Source organism: Vibrio sp. PSi01, assembly GCF_054960695.1.
In genome coordinates, this window is sequence record NZ_JBHNYN010000020.1 from 1 (window position 1) to 20,633 (window position 20,633).

Below are 20,633 nucleotides of genomic sequence, written 5' to 3' on the forward strand. Positions count from 1 at the left end.
TGATGTTTGTTGTGCGCTGTTAGCATTGTTTAGGTAACGTTGCGCTGTCATCGCTGAAACGTTGGTATTTACATTCACTGCCATGGTGATTTCTCCAATTGATTTTCCGGTATAGCGGTTTCCGACGTCTCGGAAAACCAAGTAGTTCTCTCAAAGTTACTTTTAATAACGGCTCGAAATACAGAAGCTTTAGAAAAACTTTTAGAAAACCACAAAAAAAATATTAAACCATTATTTATCAGCAACTTAATATTTATTATTTTCTAAAGCAGCGGAAGACTTCAACAGAGAAAAGATCTAAAAACGTTCAAAAAACACACTAATTAATATTTGAACTACTCAACGTAGAGAAATGAACAATCACCAAAGATCTCAGACCAACGTCGATCTTGTGTCGCAAAGAGGGTTATTTGAGGTAAAACGAGTTGGTTAAATCGAAGAAGTACTGATCAGAAAACTAAGTCTAGAAAATAGTGGGAAGACAGAAAGGAAAAAGCCCCTTTTCCTTTGAGAGAACCGGGGCTAGTTGGCGCGTCAGAGCCTGTGTGGAGATCATCGAGAAATGAACACATTTCCGACTTGCCGTTGCATTCTTACTGTAAAAATGGATAGCAGGTGAGAGATGAGAGAGCTAAACATTCAATAGTAAGTATGCTTGCCAGTTTCCCTTGCTGCATGGCTCACGTCTGAACACGAGCAGCAAGTTCAACCAATAACTATTGCAATAGTGTCATTGCAGAGTTAGGCAACTGTTTTGCTTGAGCAAGTATAGAAGTACCTGCTTGTTGCAGAATTTGTGATTTCGTCATTTGCGTCGTCTCTTTCGCAAAGTCCGTATCTTTGATTCGACTGTTAGAAGCGTCTACATTCTCTTGAACATTCGCCAAGTTGTTAATACTGTGGCTTAGACGGTTCTGTTTCGCACCCAAATCAGCACGTTGTGAATCTACATACTTCATTGCTGAATCAATCACGCTGATTGCGTTCTGTGAACCAGCAACAGTCATTAAGCTAATGTCTTGAACTGATGTAGGGCGGCCTTCACTCTTAATGCCTAGTTCAGATGCTAGACCACCAGAGATCGACATTGCACCTTCAAGATCAGGTTCAGCAACGAATAGCTGTAGACGGCCTTCGTCAGTAACCGATGCGTTCAGCAAATCAGATTGACCATTAATGTAAGTAGCGAGTTCTTCGATATCGTCACCCGCTTTGGTGTTAATATCTAGAACGATGTCTTCACCATCTTTGGTTCTGAATTCGAACTTAAGATCGCTTGCTGTCGGTGGCACCTGCCAATCTTTGTCTTTCGCGTTTTCTGAATCGAACGTAGTACCACCCATACGGAAATCATCAGCACGAACACTGGTTAATCCCATAATCATCGCTTCACCGGAGCTAGAACCTATCTGGAATGATGCTTCACCAAATGATCCATTCAACAAACGACGTCCGCCAAACGACGTTGTCTCCGCAATACGGTTAAGCTCATCTTGAAGTGCCATTGACTCTTCGTTTAGCGCGGTACGTTCTGCCGGCGAGTTAGTGCCGTTTGATGATTGAATCGCCAAATCACGCATACGTTGTAATATGTTCGTTGATTCGTTCATCGCACCTTCAGCGGTCTGAGCAATCGAAATACCATCATTGGCATTACGCATTGCCACATCAAGGCCACGAGACTGCGCTGTTAAGCGGTTAGAGATTTGCAAACCCGCTGCATCGTCTTTTGCGCTATTAATTTTATGACCTGATGACAAGCGCTCCATAGAAGTCGCTAAGTCATTAGACGCTTTATTCAGGTAACGCTGTGCTGTCATAGCAGATACGTTAGTGCTTACATTGATAGCCATTTTGCTCTCCTTATGAGTTCGCAAACTTTCTGCGAAGCGGCCAGCTTTACTCTCATATGGATAAGCACTGACCGTGTATTACTCGTTAAACCTTATTCAAGGATTAAGAACTGTATAAATCATTTATGACAAATACAGATACAAATTGTATGCCAAGTTTAATCTTCTATTGATTATTTTTATAAAACATTAAAATCAATAAGTTAAAGATAAATCTGGCTCGATATCATACTACTAGAGCGAAATAGTGAGTTGAACTCCTTCGCTCATTGCCGCTTTTTGCCGCTTATATCGAACACATTGTATTCTGTATAAAAAAACGGCAAACGTTGAAGTGATTCGCACTTATGGCATAGCACATAAGGCAAAGAATCGACTTCAATGATGAACCTTGATTCATCACTAAATACCTATTGGTCATTCAATACCGATTGGTCGTTAAATATAGTTAAACAAGGTTAGGTCTTTTGTTTTACCAAACGCTTGTTGTGAAGCTTGGAGTGCTCGAGAGTTCTCATTAAATTCAATAATGGCTTTCGAATAATCCAAGTCTTCAAAGTTGCTTTTCGCTTTCGCTAAAGACAACTTAAAATCTTCATGTTGCTGCTCTTGAATATCCAATGTGCTCAAGCGTGCACCGACATCGGTTCTAGCCTTCGTTAGATGAATAAACGCAGCATGAAATTCTTCAGTCACTTGATGTAATTTCGCAGTGGCTGAAACATCTGATACCGGGTTTTCAGCCTGTTCAGACGCCTCTTTGAACGTATCAAAGATAGAGAATGTCTCTCTTGGCTCTAACGTGATCGAATCGCCTTTGGTGATCTGACCTTTTATTTGAATATTCAACCCTTCGTAGACAATGCCAGTAGAGGGATCAAAGTCTTCAGCGGCAACCACTGCACCATCCTTTTCAAGTTGGTAAGCATAATTTCCTGTCTGCATATCAACAAAAGTGACTTTATACGTTGACCCATCGTCAGCTGAGTTCGTCGCACGTTCCAAAAGCAATTCAGACGCGGGTTCAAGCTCGTACTGAGGTTCGTAATCACCAAACGGGTTATCTATTTCCATAAATAACTTGCTGCCTGGATCATTCATCGCCATCTCGAAACTACTCGCTACACGCATTTTTCGCTGATAGTCATCGCCCTGATAACTGACGTTGCCTTGGTTATCTCTAAAGAAGGGTTGATTCTTCGGTTTAGTACCCGCAAACGTGTAGTTACCCGACTCATCTTGAGAGTTAGCTAAATGCAGAAAGTTATTCGATAACTCTTGGAGCTCGCGCTTTTTCGCTAAACGGTCCTCTGGAGAAAGCGCACCGTTAATCATTTCCATCACGGTTCGTTTTGCTTCATCAGCAAAGCCTTCGGTGTTGGAGATCAATACCTCATGATGCTCCAATCGATTACGAACTAAGACGATTGCATCACTATATTGCTTAAGCTGCTCTGATTGCTGACCAATATTTTGTAAATAGTGGGTCGCCAAAGGATCATCACTTGGCGACTGTAACTTCTTACCAGAAGCAAGTTGTGCTTGGTTGTGATGTATTTTGTTTTCTTGACGGCGCAAGTCGTTCTGAACAGATTGGTAGTTGTGGAAGCTAGAAATACGATTCAACATTTATACTTCCTACCTCAGAGCCAAAATAGTATTGAACGTATCATTAGCTGCTTGCATGATGCGTGAAGAAGCCATGTACGCTTGCTGAAATTTCATCATATTTGCCGCTTCTTCATCGAGGTTAACCCCCGACACTGAAGCAATACGTTCCTGAGCGGATTCCTTTTCTAAGGTGGCAATATCGCTTAAGCGATTTGCCGTCGACGCTTTCAGGCCCGTGTTGGTATTCAAGTTGTGATAAAGGTCTAAAATCGTAGACTCACCATCATTCAAGATCTTACCGGTTTGGAGATCTTGCAGCTTACGCAAGTTACCGTTGTCACCCTCTGATGGGACAAGGTTTGCCGTAAATTTATCGTTTGCCACCGCGCCAGAGGTCAACTCGAAAGTCGTGCCATTAATCGTAACCGGCCCTTCAGGTGGGTACGGCTGCGGTTGCATTAAAATATTGCCTTTCGGATCAGTCACGGCAAACTGCTCACCTTTTGGTGAAACAATCACCTCAAACTCACGCAATTGACCGGCCGCTAGGATCTTGAACCCCGCCGAGCCTTTCGCGAACGTGGTCGATGCCTCATAACTTTGTGCGGCAATATCTCTAGGGTCTTTGGTTTCCATCTGAATCTGAGCAGCAAAGTTACGAGTTGGGCGCAGTAACAGTTTCTCACCTAATTCCGGCGGGTTTCGAACTTCGACTCGCATACCATCTAGATAAAAAGCATTACCTGTTGAATTGGTGCTGACTTTGACCGTTTCGCCGTCAGGCTTGGTCACGACATAGTCACTGCCGTCATACTTAAGGCCATACTCGCCGCCTTTTAGGGCAGAGGTGTCATCAATATATACCGCTACGTCTGCCTTTGATTGGCTACCAGCCGTCACGCGTGATTTAGCCACCCGCTCAGAGTTCACATCGGTGAAGATATCTTGGCCAACGTTGCCATTGAGATCCAAACCTTGTGATTGAAGTGAGTTTACTTTCTCAGAGAAAGCCGTCGCCAAACGTCCTAATTCATCCATGATGTCAGGGATATGTTCGTCTCGCATATCGAGCATGGCACCGATTTTTCCATCGATATCATTGCTGGTAATCGGCTTCAAAGACTTACCTTCAACTATCGCTAGTCGGCGCTGATGCGTATCAGGTAGGCCATCAACCAACTTCAGTTGACTTGCTTCACTACCAGAAACCAAGGTATGACCATTACCAATATGGACGTTAAATCCTTCCGCATTCGAGCGCGGCGTTACCGTCACTTTGGTGTAACCAGATAGCTCATTGATCAGCTTTTCGTGTTGGTCTCGTAAATCATTATGAGGCCCTGGCGTTCGCATCATCAGACGCTGAACATCACGAATCTCAACCGCAATTTGGTTTACTCGTTCAATGCCGACTTCTAATTTTTTGTTCGTTGAATCAGACTGTTGACGTACCGTTTCATGAAATTCATTCAAGGTTTTAGTGACAAGCCCTGCTTTCTCTAAAACGACTTTACGCGCACCCACATCATTCGGGGTATCGGCGAGAGTTTTAACAGAATCAAACCATTCATTGAGGTTTTCTGGGATCTTCTTTGAAGCAACCGATGACAACATGCTCGACAACATATCGAGGTTGGCTTCGGTATCGCCTTTGTTAGCGGCATTGGTTGTCGATAAGTTAAGTTCTTTAACGGCAAACTGATCCCAAGAGCGGCGAACATTTTCCACATGAACACCCATACCGTAGGATTGCCCACCGTACTGGCGCGGGTCATTCACACCTTGAATCACAGACTGACGGCTATAGCCCTCTGTGTTGGCGTTAGAAATGTTATGACCTGTGGTGTTTAGCTGTCTCTGAGCCGTAAGAACACTTTGTGCCCCTACATTCAGAAGATCCGACGCCATAATGCCCCCAAAAAACTTAATAAAATCAGGTTGAACTGATTAACTACAACAGCATATTACCAAGATAATAAGCAATATATGTGCCAATAGAGATAATGAAAGATTAAAAGACCATAATTTATTGAAGTGTAAGGAAATAACTAAAAACAATAGGGCCAGATATGAAGGAGCGGATAAGAGAAGAGCCTGCCATGGCAAGCTCTCATTGTTAATTGATGGGGCTAATTCATCTCATCGATTTTAGCTTTAACGCGCAACACCTTGTCTGCATAGTTAGGGTCAGTTGCGTAACCAGCTTGATGGATGCCTTTGATAAAGTTCTCTGAATTGCCTTGATGCTGTAATGCCGTTTCGTATCTTGGATTTTCGTTCAAGAACTTCACGTAATCATTAAAGCTGTCTTCAAAGTTTGAGTAAGAACGGAAAGATGCCAATTCTTTAACGGCAGTTTTGCCATGGAACTCTAAAGTTTGCGTAGCAACCTTATCGCCCTTCCAACTTCTATCTGCTTTGATGTTGAATAAGTTATTGCTGTTCCCCAAAGAGTTCTTAACCATTTTAGAACCCCAACCTGTTTCAAGTGCCGCTTGTGCCAATAGCAGAGATGAATCCACACCAAGTGCACTCGCCGCTTTTTCAGCGTAAGGCTTCATTGAGGTAACAAACGACTCTGGAGAATCGAAGGATACTAGTTGTTTAACAGCGGAAGCAGGTTGAACTTCAGATACTCTGTCTTCTGAACGGCCTGAATACTGAGGTCTTTGCAGTGAAGTATCAAAACCTTCACTACGAACCTTATCTTCTGTCGCATCGCTTGCTTGACCGGCGCTTAACTGAGCAACGATCATGTCCGCAAGGCCTAATGAACCTGAAGCACTCAACTCACTCGCCATTTGGTCATCTTGCATCTGACGATAAAACTGCTCGTTCTGGCTGTTCAGCATATCCGACTTAAAGCTAGAGTTCGCATCACGCATCGACTTAAACAGCATCGAAGTGAAAATCGATTCAAACTGTTTTGCCGCAGCAGTTAGTGCCTCTTTTTCGCTGCCTTCTTCACCATTTACTGCTTGTTGACGAAGACGATCTAAGCTACCGATATCGTGAATAAAGCCGATGTCATTGTTATTCTTAATCATGCTTTATTCCTTAGATAATGATCAATTGACCTTCAATTGCACCAGCTTGTTTCAGTGCTTGAAGGATTGCCATTAAATCAGAAGGCGCTGCGCCCACTTCATTGACTGCACGAACCAAATCATCCAGCGTTAGACCCGGTTCAAACTTGAACATCTTGCCATCGGCTTCTGTGACTTCGATATCAGAATCAGGAACCACTACGGTTTGACCACCAGAAAATGCATTCGGTTGGCTCACGTTGAGGTTTTCTTTGATTGCTACCGTCATACCACCGTGTGTTACCGCTGCCGCTTTTAAGCGAACATGTTTACCAACCACAATCGTACCAGTACGAGAGTTAACAATGATTTTTGCTGAACCCTCTGCAGGATCGAACTCGATGTTTTCGATTGCCGATAAGAAAGCCACACGCTGGCTGATTTCACGTGGTGCGCGAACCTTTACTGAAGTCGCATCAACCGCTGAAGCCATTTGTGGGCCTAGAAAATTATTAACTGCATCAGCTAAGCGCTGCGCCGTTGTGAAATCTGATTGGATTAGGTTGAACGTGATGTAGTCACCACGACCGAATGGCGTTGGGATTTCTTGTTCGACCGTCGCGCCGCTAGAGATGATGCCGACATTAGGATTGTTACCGACAATCTTAGAACCATCATTACCTTGAGCACTAAAGCCACTCACCACCAAGTTACCTTGTGCTACCGCGTACACTTGACCGTCTAGACCTTTCAGGAAAGTCTGCAGTAAGGTACCACCACGAAGGCTTTTTGCTGAACCGATAGAAGACACCGTTACGTCAACTTCCTGACCTTGCTTAGAGAAGGCTGGCAATTCAGCGGTAACAATTACTGCCGCTACGTTTTTGGTTTTTGGCTTAGTGCCGGGCGGCAATTGGATGCCAAAATTTTGCAGCATTGCGTTAAACGTTTGATCAGTAAAGGGAGTTGTCTCACCTGTACCCGGCAAGCCCGTGACCAAACCATAACCGACAAGTTGGTTACTACGAACACCCGCCACTTTTGCCACATCTTTAATACGTGCAGCATGGGCACTGGTGGCAAGAAATAGCATGCCAAGTAGTACGAGTGTTAGTTTTTTCATTGAGTAACCTGTCTGTATTGCTTTCAATTTATAGTAGCTATGTAATTATAATAATTTAATTTACAAGAACTTAGCTAAATATGGCCGAGTGGTAAAGGCTGTCAGTAAGCCGACATCCTCTCAAGCTCTACAGTGATACATTAAAGAATCGTGCCAAGAATCCAGGCTCTTGCATATCTTTTTGCACTCCAGTCCCTGAGTACTGAATTCGTGCGTTAGAAACACGGTTTGAAGCGATGGTATTTTCGAAATCTATATCGTCAGGGCGGATAGTACCACTTAGGCGGATATACTCATCACCTGTATTCAGTGTCATCCACTTTTCACCACGAACCACTAGATTTCCATTGGCTAATACTTCGATGACTTCAACGGTAATGTAGCCACTAATGCTGTTACTTTGGTTGGCTGATGCATCACCAGCAAAGGTGTTGGTATTGCTCAGATCATAAGAGAAGTTGTACTTGTCAATAGTCAACTCTTGGCCGCCAACAGCCAAAGGCTCCATCGATGCATCGTTAGACTTAGACATGTCAGCATTAGCTTTTTTGGTCGCTCGAGTATTTTCATCTAACGCAACGGTAATAATATCACCAATGCCGCGAGGCTTTGAATCATCGTACATACTGCCAATATGGTTGATATTGAACAGTGAACCTGTTGCCGCTGCGTAATGCTCTGGTTTTTCTTTTGGATTGATCGGCGCCCATGCAGGATCGCCTGCAATTGGGTCTGTTCTACCACGAAGTGTATCGATAATGCCTGAGCTTTCATCAGCCGACTTATCGCCTTCTACCGCATCAACCACTGTGGTTGCGTTTTCTTGTGCCGGAGTCTCGATCGGATCCAACACAGTACACCCGGTCATAGAAGCTAACAAAACTAAACAAAAAATACGTTTCATGGCGATATACTCTCAGCAGGCAATGGTAAATAGATCAATGACTAGAAGCAGATCTATTAATTATGAATAAGTACGTAAACGGCAAATAAACCAATTACAGCTGTTGGTTAACAAAGCTCATCATCTTGTCTACCGACGAGATAACTTTCGAGTTCATTTCGTAAACACGTTGAGCTTCAATCATATTAACCAGCTCTTCGGTTACGTTTACGTTCGATGTTTCTAACATCGACTGACGGATGTTACCCAAACCATCAAAGCCCGGAACGCCCTCTTGCGGATCGCCACTTGCTCCCGTTGGTAAATAAAGGTTTTGACCTACAGGCTCTAAACCACCTGGGTTTACGAAGTCAGTAATGGTGATTTGGCCAACCACGACGTTGTTTTGCTCACCACGTAGGCGAACTGATACTTCACCATCGTTACCAACCGTCACCGAGATCGCATCTTCTGGAATCACGATTTCTGGCTGTAGAGCATAACCTTGACCTGAGGTTACGATTGCGCCTTCACCGTTCAGCGTGAACTGACCATTTCGGCTATAGCCTGTCTCACCGTCTGGCATTTCAACTTGGAAGAAGCCGTCACCTTCGATCATCATATCTAGGCTGTTCGATGTCGTTTGTGCGTTACCGTGGGTGTGAACTTTTTGAGTTGCCACGACTTTAGAACCGGCACCCAACATCAAACCACTTGGCAGCTCGGTATTCTGCGACGATTGGCCACCCGGCTGATTGATGTTCTGATAGAACAAATCTTCAAATACCGCACGACTCTTTTTAAAGCCAATGGTTGAGGCGTTGGCAAGGTTGTTTGAAATGGTTGAGATATTGGTTTGTTGGGCGTCTAAGCCTGTTTTACTTACCCATAATGCTGGATGCATAGCAAATTCCTTTAAATTCTATTAGCTCATACGAAGCAGTGAATCAGACGACTTGTCCATTTCCTCTGCTGTGCTCATCATCTTGACCTGCATTTCGAATTGACGTTGTAAGTCAATTAGGCTGGTCATCTCACCGACAGCATTTACGTTACTGCCTTCAATGGCACCTTTTAGCAACGTTACCGCTGCATCTGCTTCGTATGCCTGATCTGGGTTTTTCGAACGGAATAGACCATTCGTATCTTTAAATAAGCTTTGATTATCTGGACGCACAAGTTTGATTCGGTCGACAATCGCTAATTCTTCAGCTGGAGCGCCTTGAGGAATCACCGAAATAGTACCGTCTGTGCCGATTTCTACTTTACTAATAGGAATAGGTAGCGTGATGGGTGCGTCGTTCTCGCCTAACACCAAATGGCCGCTTGCGTTAGTTAGCAAACCGTTTTGGTCAACCTTTAGGTTGCCGTTACGTGTTAAACCTTCACGGCCAGTGTTGTCCATTACCGAAATCCAGCCATCACCTTGTATCGTGACATCGAGATCGCGACCAGTAGTGACCACACTACCTTGTGCGAAATTATGACCCGGACGTTCTGTCATGCTGAAAACACGAGTAGGCATGCCTTCACCATACGCTTGCATTGAACGTGCTTGTGCTAAATCGGCACGGAAACCCGTTGTACTAACGTTGGCAAGGTTGTTTGCACGTAGCTGCAAAGCCTGCATATTTTGCTTTGCGCCACTCATGGCAAGAAACAGTGCGCGATCCATAATTTTGCTCCAAAAAATCATCTTCTAAAGCTTATAAAGCAAACACTGTGCCAATATTTTTAACTGTTATTTATCAATAATTTAAATAGGAAACAAACAAAGAGGGGTGATCATTAAAGGATCATTGAGGAGGAGTTATTGCCAGTGGCATTACCGTGCGGCAATAGGGGCGGCAAATAAGAAGACAAACAGCCATATTTAAATTCACCAACAATACCCAATTCAATAACATTGAATTGGGTATTCACAGATGATTCAAACGCTCGAAACGATTAACGAATCTGAAGAATATTCTGTTGCAGTTGGTTGTGTACTTCTAGAGAACGTGAGTTCGCTTGGAAGTTACGTTGAGCAGAAATCAAATCAACCAATTCTTGAGTCATATCGATGTTCGACTGCTCTAGCGAACCGTTGTTGATGCTACCAAATGAACCTTTGTTCGATTCACCCCAGATTTTAGAACCTGAGTCATTAGTAGAATCCCACTGAGTGCCGCCTTTCTTATCTAGACCTTGCTCATTGGGTACGCGAACCAAGCCTACACGGCCAAGCATCACGTTTTCACCATTTGAGTAAGTACCCAGAACACTGCCGTACTCATCGAAATCGATTTTTGTTAAGAAACCTGTTGTTGCACCATCTTCATCAAACTTAGTCAATTCAAACGGAGCAGCAAACTGAGTTGAAGAATCCAGACCAAACTTAAGCACTTGAGTTGGATCAGCACCGTTCAAGTCAATTGGGTTCGCGCCAGCACCAAGTGGTTCCGAGTTAATCGGCTGACCATTGTTCAGGCTTGCTAACGTACCGTCGTTGTTGAACTTCATTGTGTGACCAACATGACCTTGTGCATTCGTCGCATCACCACCAGTAATGTTGACCGGCTTTTCACCGTTCTCATCTGACATGGTGTAGTACGTCTGCCAAGTGTTTGGTTGAGTCTGATCTTTGAGGTAGTAAGTCGTTAACTTGTAAGACTGACCCATAGAATCGTATACCGTCGAAGACGTTGCTCGATTATAAGTGTCAGAATCTTGGTAGTTAAATGCAGCCGGGTCTTTAAGATCACCATTTGCAGGAAGGTTAACTCCTACTTCAATGTTTTCTGTCTGTTTTGGCTTACCAAACTCAGCAGGAATGTCGAGAGGCTTTGGCGCGTAAGAAAGAACTTCACCCGAGTTTGGGTCAACATCGTAACCTAAAAGAAATTCATCATTCGAGGTTACCATGAAGTTGTCTTTATTTAAGTGAAAAGCTCCGTTACGCGTTAGTTCGTTGATCTCTGGCACCATGCGGTCTTTCGATACTGCAAAAAAACCTGTACCACTGACACGTAAGTCCATTGGGTTATTTGTATAAATACTTGAACCTTCGTGAAACTGTTGCGCAACTTTATTTGCTTGAGCACCACCACCAGGGGTAGTCTTTCCGTTAGTAAACAACGAGCTTGAATACACATCGCCGAACTCTGCTCGAGACTCTTTAAAGCCAAACGTGTTTGCATTCGCAATATTGTTACTGGTTGTATTCAGATCTAATTGTGCAGCGGATAGGCCGCTCAAAGCTACATATGACATTCCAATATTCTCCTAATCTCTCTAGCTAGCATAATCACTCTTTTAAAGAGTTACGCTTTACCAACTTCTAGTACTTCAGCAAGTCGTACTGGCGATGTAAAACCAGCCAGATTGAGTAGTACGTTGCCATCACCCTTACCAAGAAGCACACTGTTCACGTTCGCATAACTGGAAACTTGGAACTCTGTGTTCTCGCCATCCAGTAAACCCGACGCTTTAACGTTGTATTTACCAGCCGGCAATGGGTTACCGTCTTCGTCTTTTCCGTCCCATTCAACACGCGTGTCACCTGATGGTTTAGAACCGATATCAAATGTACGAACCAACTGACCAACTTCGTTCTCAACACGGACCATTACATTGTCCATGGCTTGAGGGAGCTTAACCATTGCCGCCATACCGCCATCACCGGGTTTCACACCTGCCGCACCAGGAACCAATACATCACGACCTACTAAAGAAGAGGCCTGAAGCGCTTGGTTAGAAGTCATTGATGAATTCAAGCTTTCAAACTGTGTATTCATTTTACCAATGCCATCTACGGTCGCAAATGAAGCCATTTGCGCAATCATCTGGTCATTGCTAACCGGCTTAAAAGGGTCTTGTTGTGCAAGTTGCTTAGTCAACAGAGATAAGAAATCTTCTTGTTTAAGATCCTGCTTACCTGTTGTTTCGTCGGGCTTCTTAGCGCCATCTTGAAGACTCTTCAGCTGGTCAACATAGGACAAGCCGCTTTGACCAACATTGTTGTTGATTCCAGCCATATGCTACCTCCTTATCCTTATTGACCCATCTGCAGCGTACGCAGCAGCATTTGTTTACTCGAGTCAGCAACCTGTACGTTCGTTTGGTACGCACGTGATGCCGAAATCATGTTTGCCATTTCTTCCATAACGTTCACGTTAGGCTTGTAGATATAGCCTTCGTTGTTCGCTAGTGGGTGATCTGGGTTGTACTCCGCACTAAGCGGCTTATCGCTTTCCACAATACCTAATACTTTCACCGGCACAGTGTGACCACTATTGCGTGCTTTATTTAACTCAGCGCCAAACACTGCGTGACGAGCTTTGTAAGTTTCTTCAGCAGAACTACTTACACTGTCTGCGTTCGCAAGGTTGCTCGAGGTCGTATTTAGACGAACAGATTCAGCACTCATCGCAGAACCGGTCACATTGAATACATTAAATAAGCTCATCTAATTATTCCCCTTTAATCGCTTTAGTTAAATTCTTGAACTTACTTCCTAAGAAGTCGAGAGAGGCTTGATGCCTAATTTGGTTTTGCATGAAAAGGTTTCTTTCCAAATCCAAATCAACCGTATTGCCATCTCCTGTATCAGGTTGGGTAGGAATTCGATACTTCGTTTCCCCGTTCACCGTTGTTGAGGCAGAAATGTGCCGACCATCTGTACGGCTAAGACCAATGCTTGCCCCAGAACTTGCCGCTTGCAGTGATTTCTTAAAATCTAGTCCCTTTGCTTTATACCCAGGCGTGTTCGCTTGCGCGATATTGGTGGAAAGCACCTCAGCGTTACGCTCACGTACACCAACTGTGTGCTGGTGAATGCCTAAAGCATTATCAAAAGAAATAGCCATGTAAACCTCAACTCAAGAACTGACTGTTATGAGATAACCAAAGCAATATATATACCAACTTTTAAAACAAAGTGGCCGACCATTACTTTTACAGGTTACTCGTAGGTAAACTTGCAATATACAAGCCAAAAATAGAGTGGGTTGGAATGTCACTCTGACTTAAAGATATAGGTTAAGCCGGAAAAAGAAAACCCAGCACTTGGCTGGGTTTTGAAGTTAGACAGTAACGTTACACCTAATACTGGTGCCACTCATTACTTTAATTTGTAGATGATGCCTGGATTACAGCGAACCATTTCAAAACGATCCGTTAAGCCTGTTAACGATTCAGATGCACCCAACAACAAGTAACCACCAGGATTGAGGCTGTTTGCCATCTGGTTAAGTACCTTTGACTTCATGTCTGGCGAAAAATAAATCAATACATTACGACAGAAAATGATGTCGAACTTACCTAATAACGCATAACTGTCCATCAAGTTTTGTGGACGGAAGTTCACCATGCGCTTAACGTTGTCTTTGACTTTCATACGACCATCGCCCGCATCTTCAAAGAAAGTACGACGGCGCTCAGGAGAAAGTCCACGTCCCAATGCAAGGTTGTCGTATGCGCCTGTGCGGCACATATCCAACATACTTGCAGAGATGTCGGTTGCGGTAATCGATACATTTGGCAACATACCCGGCTTGCGAGCTTGAGTCTCAAGAATCGTCATTGCCATTGAGTATGCTTCTTGGCCTGAAGAGCTTGCTGCAGACCAAATCTTAATAGGTCGTTTATTTGCCGCTATTTCCGGTAGTAGCTTATCCGCAAGTACAGCAAACGGGTAAGTATCTCGGAACCAAAGTGTCTCGTTCGTCGTCATGGCATCGACAGCTGCCACTCTCAACTCACGGTTTCGACCAGTTACTACATCTCTCAACAAATCAGATAACGAAGCTAACTTAAACTTCGTTACTAATGGGCTTAAACGACTGCGCACTAAATATTGCTTGCTGTCACCTAATACAATGCCACATTGAGATTCTAAAAAACGGCTGAAATCGCGATACTCTTGATCACTTATTGTTATAGCAGTCATTAATGTCTCTTTTAGTTAGTTAACGCAGCTTTAACCGCTGCCCCAAGCTCATCAGGGTTGAATTTTGCAATGAAGGAGTTCGCCCCAACACGCTCAACCATGGCCTGGTTAAATACACCACTCAAGGATGAGTGTAAAATTACGTATAAATCTTTAAGTTCGGCGTGACGACGAATCTCAGCAGTCAGCGTGTATCCATCCATCTCTGGCATTTCGATATCCGAGATCACTAATGAAATTTGATCGTAAATACTACCCTCTGATGACATTTGCACCAGCTTTTCATAGGCTTCTTTACCATCTTTCACCGCGATAACCTCAAATCCGATCGATTCAATGGCGCGTTGAACTTGCTTACGAGCAACAGTTGAATCATCAGCAATCAAGATACGGCGAACCAATTCTTTCTCTTGTTCTACTTCTGCGATTTCTTCAGCAATTCTGCTGTCCATTGTTTCATCAACAGGCGAAATTTCAGCAAGAATTTTTTCAACATCAAGAATTTCAACTAATTCATTATCGATATTAGTTACCGCTGTCAGGTAGTTCGCTCGACCAGCGCCATCCGGCGGCGGAAGAATTGACTCCCAGTGCATGTTAATAATGCGCTCTACTGAACTGACCAAGAAACCTTGAATAGTTCGGTTAAACTCAGAAATAACCACAAAACACTTTTCAACATCCGTTGTAGGACGGCCACCAATCGCTAAGCTCAAATCGATAACAGAGATCGTTTGGCCACGAATGTGTGCTACACCTTTAACCAGTGGGTTCAAGTTTGGCATCTTTGTCAGCTTAGGGCATTGAAGCACTTCTTTTACTTTAAAGACATTAATGCCGTAGCGCTGACGCCCCATTAGGCGAAAGGTTAGTAATTCTAATCGGTTTTGACCGACGAGTTGCGTACGCTGATTCACCGAATCAAGAATACCCGTCATGAGCTCATCTCCATATCAAACTTTTTTGTATAAAAAGTGTTAGTCTACTGCAGGCTACGAACCACCAGAGAAACGGAATGACATATTATAAAATAAATTTGCCACCTCTTTCCATAGCAATGTGTAGAGCTACTTTTAAAACTGTCGCTAAGTTTATCGGCATTTTATCAATATTGTTTAGTTTTTTTGTGCAAGCTGCGACTCCAGAGCAAATTGAAATAATCCAGTCTGCGGCCGAGCAACACATCCATGATACGGTTGAGCAGCCACAAGGCGGCGAACTCTTTGTTAATTCAGCAAATGTTGACTCAAGAATTAAAGCAACAGACTGTCCAGTGCCGCTTGAAACTAGCGCATCAACCACCACCAATACCCGCAGTAGCATTACGGTTTTAGTGCAATGCATTCCTGACGAGTGGCGAGTTTATGTGCCCGTACGCTTATCAATGTCAGTCCCACTCGTCACCACCACGCGCTCAATTGCAAGAGGCGAGATTGTCGGTCAATACGATGTGACTACCGACATGATTTCTCTTAACAAATTTCGCCGCCAAGGTTTCACCAACCCACAACAGGTTATCGGTGCCAAAGTAAAAAAGAACCTAAGACCGGGTGATGTCGTTGAAAGAGGCGATATTTGTGTCGTTTGCCGAAATGAGAAGGTTATCATACAGGCAGTTAAAGGTGGCATGACCATTACCACTAAAGGTACTGCACTTACGGATGGCTCAATGGGCGATCAAGTAAGAGTGAAAAATGATAAATCACAACGTATAATTGAAGGTATTGTTACCAGCATGTCTGAAGTCACGGTTTACTTTTAACTCTCTACTTCTAAATTGACGGTATCGTTAGCCATTTTGCTCTCCACTCTTAACGCCAAATATAACGGCTACAGTGTTTTGTCCATTTTCGACTATTGAGCTAAAAATTGCTAAAGTATTCGAACCCATGGTCGATAATGACTGTACAGGTTCCCATTTTTGAAGAAAAAGGCTTAACTATGGCAGGCATTGATAATATTCGTTCAGGGCAAACCCTAACGACCCCCAACCGATCAGCAGTACGCTCTGATTCTAGCTCTGAGGCATCACGCTCTGATGTATCAACTAAATCACCAGCAAGCAAAGATGCGGTTTCGCTTAGCCAACAAGGCAAAGCCATTGGTCAACTCCACCAAGATATGGCGGCACAACCGAGTTTTGACTCTGTAAAAGTTGCGGCGATCAAAGAAGCGATTGCGAACGGTTCATACACTGTCGATCCAGAAAAACTGGCAGACAATATGATCAAGTTCGAAGATGAATTAAAAGGTCTTTAAGCCAACTATCACTTTTGATTAAAGTGATTGCCTTAAAGCACACGAGGTTATGAATAGGTTTACGTTATGGCGGCACTAGCAGATTTAGTTAATTTTCAACTTCAAAATGCCAAAGCCTTATCTGAATTATTAAGTTCAGAGAAAACCGCGATCACGAGCCGACAATCAAACGATATTGAGAGAATCGCCAAAGAAAAAGTGGTCCTAGTTGAGCAACTAAGGTCAACAGATCAACGAATCGCAGCCCATACCAATATCTCAGAACTGACCGAGAACTCTGAACTAGCTCAGTTAGTCGCAACCATCAAGTCCATAGTGCACGATTGCCATCAAGCGAACCTGGTTAATGGCGAAGCCTTGAATCGAGCACACCTTAGCTTCAAAAAACTCAGTAATATGATGCAACAAAGCCACGGTAAAATTGGCATGACCTACAATGCCGGTGGTCAAACGCATACGATTTCTACGCTGGGAACCAACGTAAAAGCCTAGTTAAGCCTCCCTCTTCAGTAATACCCCTTATTAACCTTCTGCCTGTATCTGTATCTGTATCTGTATCTGTATCCCAGACTATTCCTGTCGTTATTCTTTATCAAAACGTCTAATCAGCCTTTGAGCGCCCTGACAAAATCGATAAATAAAAAAGCGGCAAGTATCTTCATACTTGCCGCTTTTTTATTTACGTCAGTTATCAATTGCCGCTACGCCATCTGGAAAACGAGTGGCAACTCATATAACTGGGTAATCTTTTAACTAGATAAACAGAACTCGATGATCATTAACCTACAGCCTAAGAGATCATACAACTAGAATAGCGTTTGTTGTCTCTTTTCTGGCACAGCCTGCACTTCACCGTAATTACGTAGTTGGTCCATCTTACGAATATCTAATTGAAGTTCCGTTACATAACTATCACCCACAGGGTAACTACGTACTACTTCTGCGCCACGAATAACACCATCAACCGCACCTGAAGTTCGTTCAGTACCAAGGCGCTGATCTTCAAGTTCAGCTCGGCCGCTTACTCGCATACCGTAAACCTGTTCAGCAAGCTCACGATAAGCGTCAATCTTAGAGGCTCTCATCGCACGGATGCGCCTTTCTTCGTCGTTACGACCTTTTTGCTCACTGATACTCGCGTAACCAACCGCAACCAAGAAATCATCAGGCCTCATACTTTGCAGTGGCTGACAACCAACAAGCAATAAAGCGGCAACAACAAATATTAACTTCTTCATCTCGAACTCCTAAGGGCGAAGAATAACAGTGTAAGGCTGGCTGATCGTTGGGTCAGAACGAATAATAACGCCATCTTGAGTTCGAATACTGTTCAGAGTATCAAGGTCACGACCAATACGGTCTGCCGGCAAGAAGCCTTGTGCAGAAGCAACCACAATACGAGTTTGCATTCCAACCACACGAGCGTTAACTAGAACACCACCCTCTTGGCGAAGCATAGTCCCCGTCAGCACGTATTGGACGTCTTGCTCTTGAGCTAAATCTTTCCAATCACGGCTTAACGCAAAGTCACCTTGGTGAGTCACTTGGATAGAACCCGTCGTTTTAAAATCGACAACCTTGAAGCCACGACGCTGAAACTGATGAATGAAACCTTCCGATACCGAATTTCCTAGCCAGTTGGTTGTATCCATGTGTTGTAGATCAACAAACGAGGTAATCGCAATCGGTGTTCTTGCTGAGATACTCGTATTCGACACGATTAAATCTTCGGTCATACTTTCCACGAAAAAATCCATGGTGTGACGAGGGCTGTCCATCAACATAAACTGACTGCCTGAATATTCAGACTTGCCGTTATAGATCGGCGAATAAGCGCATGATGTCAGTAACACGACACTCATAACTACGAGCCATTTTTTCATTATCTAATCTCCAGATAGTTTTAGTGCTGCCTGTTCCAATATGTTCTCACCATTATTCTTTTCAATGGATTACAATGTTGGAACAGTCTTTGCTTTTCGTTAATAGTTCAGATTAAGAAAAACGCACTTAAGTCAGCTTCAAGCTTATAGTTATTTGTTAAGCAATATTTATACCCAACTGGTAACGAATAGATGAAAAAAATAATTTCTTACTTATTTTCAATAAGTTCACTGATAACCATAAGCTTCAGTGCTCATGCCTCTTGGTATGAGGTTACCGGTACAGCAGCCATCGTATCGTCGGAAGAATCCGCAAGAGTCCACGCTCTGGAAGACGCGGTATATAAAGCGGTTCAGTTCTCTGGTGCTGATATCGGTAGTATCTCCAACCTCACGCCTTATCTGGATGCGAGTAAAAAAGAGTTCCAGTTTACTAATCACGAAGTACGCTACATATTGGTTGATAAAGTAAAGACTCGCGGTGGCAACCTAATGATCACCGCAAGGATCGACATCTATCCTTCGGCAAATGCTTGCCATGAAAGTCAGTACAAGAAGACATTTTTGGTCGGCAACATTGATGTGACCTCCCCTCAACAAGCCGTAATGGGAAGAATTTATAACATCGGTGATGATTTCGGCCATGTCGTTGATCGACAGTTGGCAAAAGAGTCTCGTAGCTTTGTCTCGGTTGGTACAACAAATTATGACATCGATAAGCGTCGACCTGACATAATCAAGATGATCGCTCAAGACACAGGCGCGCAGTACATCATTGGTGGCGACATTACCGACTTAACGGCAACCGTCGAATCTAAGTTGTTGAAAGATGACGTTATCAACCGACAGTTTGCACTAGAGATGCAAGTGTTCGACGGTAAAACAGGTCACCAAGTTTACAATCGTAGCTATCGTGAAGTAGCAAAATGGCCATTTGCTAAAACCAGTGAAGTCGATACACGCAGCGCGCGCTTCTGGGCATCCACTTATGGCAGCATGATGCTTCGCGTCAGCCGTAATATCATGCTGGACTTGGAATCAGAAGTATCGTGTAAGATTACCCTTCCGGAAGTTGCGGCGGTCTACGGCAATACAGTAACCATTGATCTTGGTCGAATGCATGGCGTGCAACAAGGTGACAAACTGCAATTGTGGCACACGGGTTCGTTTATCGACCAAAGAGGCTTACCACGTAACAAAGTATCTCAAAGTGATATCACTCTGACGGTTTCTCGTGTTTATGAAAATGAAGCCGAACTCACGATTGATCAGCCTAGCCTTGCAGGAAGCATTCAAATTGGTGATGTGATGCAGAAAATCATGTAGTTAGTGTCACTCCCAGCTCATAGTTTCTAATAAGGCCTTAGCAAAAGTACTAAGGCTTTATTTTTTTCATGATGATTAGTTTCGGTTTTTACGTATTTGTCGTAATCTTATTAATAACATAATCATCATTTAGCAAACTATGAGCCTGAATAATCTAATTGGTGCTACCGGTTACCGCTTCATATCGAAAGGTAAAACCGCTTTTAAAATTCACATCCATACACCCGATGATACGGTACTGCATCGTTCTGTCGGCTTTGTTCGCATGGGTGAAGACAAAGCACTAAAGAAAACCATCAAGTTACGAGACGAACTGGGCAGACAGCTTTGGGGCAAGTTTTGGCCCAAAGTCCTCAAAGAGCCCTATCTGATGACGCGCCTACCTCATAGTTTAGAGCCAAAAATTGTATTCAAGCCTAATCCTACCCAGACTGATCCTGAACACCGCGACGAATGCTACATCGCTAAGTGGCGTGTATTCTCAGATAACGGCGACTACAAATACAAAACCAAAGTGTGCTCAATCAGAAAGCATGGACGACTTGCCGCTTATAGCCAAACCAAACGCGCCCTGCTTGATGCCCATAAAGATGTGATTGATCTGTTGATATTTATGGGACGACTGAACAGCATCGACTTGAAGTAGTCTTCACTCGATTGAATTGAAATCCCATATTTTCAGAAACAAAAACAGCCGCATTTGCGGCTGTTTTTGTTTGTAGGTTAGTCACCTTAGCGCT

21 protein-coding genes and 1 pseudogene are annotated in these 20,633 nt (G+C 43.6%); 5 read left to right on the forward strand and 17 right to left on the reverse strand.

Features of this window, described 5'->3' with window-relative positions:
* From ACFI6G_RS19355 to ACFI6G_RS19425, 15 genes and pseudogenes are all read right to left on the reverse strand, one after another.
* A pseudogene (locus ACFI6G_RS19355) lies at positions 1-84 on the reverse strand (flagellin); the annotation flags it as partial.
* A gap of 632 nt (positions 85-716) precedes the next feature.
* Positions 717-1,853: a flagellin gene (locus tag ACFI6G_RS19360; protein ID WP_010439307.1), complete on the reverse strand. Its 1,137-nt coding sequence runs from the start codon at positions 1,851-1,853 to the stop codon at positions 717-719.
* Positions 1,854-2,291: 438 nt separating this feature from the next.
* On the reverse strand, positions 2,292-3,482 hold the full coding sequence (gene flgL, locus ACFI6G_RS19365; RefSeq protein WP_171344026.1) for a flagellar hook-associated protein FlgL: 1,191 nt from the start codon (positions 3,480-3,482) through the stop codon (positions 2,292-2,294).
* A 9-nt stretch (positions 3,483-3,491) separates the two neighbouring features.
* Positions 3,492-5,372, reverse strand: a complete 1,881-nt coding sequence (flgK, locus tag ACFI6G_RS19370) for a flagellar hook-associated protein FlgK (protein WP_010439302.1) — start codon at positions 5,370-5,372, stop codon at positions 3,492-3,494.
* Between the two features lie 221 nt (positions 5,373-5,593).
* Entirely contained in the window at positions 5,594-6,511 is a 918-nt protein-coding gene (gene flgJ / locus ACFI6G_RS19375; RefSeq protein WP_102363253.1) for a flagellar assembly peptidoglycan hydrolase FlgJ, read from the reverse strand.
* A 10-nt stretch (positions 6,512-6,521) separates the two neighbouring features.
* A complete protein-coding gene (locus tag ACFI6G_RS19380; protein ID WP_010439299.1) occupies positions 6,522-7,613 on the reverse strand; it encodes a flagellar basal body P-ring protein FlgI in 1,092 nt (363 codons plus the stop codon).
* A 127-nt stretch (positions 7,614-7,740) separates the two neighbouring features.
* Positions 7,741-8,517, reverse strand: a complete 777-nt coding sequence (gene flgH / locus ACFI6G_RS19385; RefSeq protein ID WP_010439297.1) for a flagellar basal body L-ring protein FlgH — start codon at positions 8,515-8,517, stop codon at positions 7,741-7,743.
* A 94-nt stretch (positions 8,518-8,611) separates the two neighbouring features.
* Complete coding sequence (flgG, locus tag ACFI6G_RS19390) at positions 8,612-9,400, reverse strand: flagellar basal-body rod protein FlgG (RefSeq protein WP_010439295.1); 789 nt, start codon at positions 9,398-9,400, stop codon at positions 8,612-8,614.
* A 21-nt stretch (positions 9,401-9,421) separates the two neighbouring features.
* Positions 9,422-10,171, reverse strand: coding sequence for a flagellar basal body rod protein FlgF (locus ACFI6G_RS19395; protein WP_004736179.1), 750 nt, complete (start codon positions 10,169-10,171; stop codon positions 9,422-9,424).
* Between the two features lie 272 nt (positions 10,172-10,443).
* A complete protein-coding gene (flgE, locus tag ACFI6G_RS19400) occupies positions 10,444-11,748 on the reverse strand; it encodes a flagellar hook protein FlgE (protein WP_010439292.1) in 1,305 nt (434 codons plus the stop codon).
* A gap of 50 nt (positions 11,749-11,798) precedes the next feature.
* The gene (gene flgD, locus ACFI6G_RS19405) at positions 11,799-12,512 is read right to left on the reverse strand and encodes a flagellar hook assembly protein FlgD (protein WP_010439286.1); all 714 of its coding nucleotides are present in this window, start codon (positions 12,510-12,512) and stop codon (positions 11,799-11,801) included.
* Between the two features lie 17 nt (positions 12,513-12,529).
* Positions 12,530-12,943, reverse strand: a complete 414-nt coding sequence (gene flgC, locus ACFI6G_RS19410) for a flagellar basal body rod protein FlgC (protein ID WP_004736176.1) — start codon at positions 12,941-12,943, stop codon at positions 12,530-12,532.
* A gap of 4 nt (positions 12,944-12,947) precedes the next feature.
* Positions 12,948-13,343, reverse strand: a complete 396-nt coding sequence (flgB, locus tag ACFI6G_RS19415) for a flagellar basal body rod protein FlgB (protein WP_004736175.1) — start codon at positions 13,341-13,343, stop codon at positions 12,948-12,950.
* Positions 13,344-13,597: 254 nt separating this feature from the next.
* On the reverse strand, positions 13,598-14,425 hold the full coding sequence (locus ACFI6G_RS19420; RefSeq protein WP_004736174.1) for a protein-glutamate O-methyltransferase: 828 nt from the start codon (positions 14,423-14,425) through the stop codon (positions 13,598-13,600).
* Positions 14,426-14,436: 11 nt separating this feature from the next.
* The gene (locus ACFI6G_RS19425) at positions 14,437-15,363 is read right to left on the reverse strand and encodes a chemotaxis protein CheV (protein WP_010439280.1); all 927 of its coding nucleotides are present in this window, start codon (positions 15,361-15,363) and stop codon (positions 14,437-14,439) included.
* A gap of 77 nt (positions 15,364-15,440) precedes the next feature.
* Between ACFI6G_RS19425 and flgA the strand changes: the two genes are divergently transcribed.
* The 3 genes from flgA (at position 15,441) to ACFI6G_RS19440 (ending at position 17,176) form a co-directional block, all read left to right on the forward strand.
* Positions 15,441-16,187 carry a flagellar basal body P-ring formation chaperone FlgA gene (gene flgA / locus ACFI6G_RS19430; RefSeq protein ID WP_029189226.1) on the forward strand — a complete coding sequence of 249 codons (747 nt, stop codon included), beginning with the start codon at positions 15,441-15,443 and terminating at the stop codon, positions 16,185-16,187.
* A 179-nt stretch (positions 16,188-16,366) separates the two neighbouring features.
* The gene (flgM, locus tag ACFI6G_RS19435; RefSeq protein WP_010439274.1) at positions 16,367-16,684 is read left to right on the forward strand and encodes a flagellar biosynthesis anti-sigma factor FlgM; all 318 of its coding nucleotides are present in this window, start codon (positions 16,367-16,369) and stop codon (positions 16,682-16,684) included.
* 66 nt (positions 16,685-16,750) lie between these two features.
* Positions 16,751-17,176: a flagella synthesis protein FlgN gene (locus ACFI6G_RS19440; RefSeq protein WP_010439272.1), complete on the forward strand. Its 426-nt coding sequence runs from the start codon at positions 16,751-16,753 to the stop codon at positions 17,174-17,176.
* Between the two features lie 314 nt (positions 17,177-17,490).
* On the opposite strand, the gene flgP is transcribed toward ACFI6G_RS19440, so the two are convergent.
* Both flgP and ACFI6G_RS19450 read right to left on the reverse strand, forming a co-directional pair.
* Positions 17,491-17,922 carry a flagellar assembly lipoprotein FlgP gene (flgP, locus tag ACFI6G_RS19445; RefSeq protein WP_010439270.1) on the reverse strand — a complete coding sequence of 144 codons (432 nt, stop codon included), beginning with the start codon at positions 17,920-17,922 and terminating at the stop codon, positions 17,491-17,493.
* A gap of 9 nt (positions 17,923-17,931) precedes the next feature.
* The gene (locus ACFI6G_RS19450; protein ID WP_010439267.1) at positions 17,932-18,567 is read right to left on the reverse strand and encodes a FlgO family outer membrane protein; all 636 of its coding nucleotides are present in this window, start codon (positions 18,565-18,567) and stop codon (positions 17,932-17,934) included.
* A gap of 192 nt (positions 18,568-18,759) precedes the next feature.
* Here ACFI6G_RS19450 and ACFI6G_RS19455 point away from each other — a divergent pair, with 192 nt between their 5' ends.
* Positions 18,760-19,893 carry a flagellar assembly protein FlgT gene (locus ACFI6G_RS19455; protein ID WP_016767048.1) on the forward strand — a complete coding sequence of 378 codons (1,134 nt, stop codon included), beginning with the start codon at positions 18,760-18,762 and terminating at the stop codon, positions 19,891-19,893.
* 139 nt (positions 19,894-20,032) lie between these two features.
* On the forward strand, positions 20,033-20,539 hold the full coding sequence (locus ACFI6G_RS19460; RefSeq protein WP_010439262.1) for a hypothetical protein: 507 nt from the start codon (positions 20,033-20,035) through the stop codon (positions 20,537-20,539).
* The last annotated feature ends 94 nt before the right edge of the window (positions 20,540-20,633 follow it).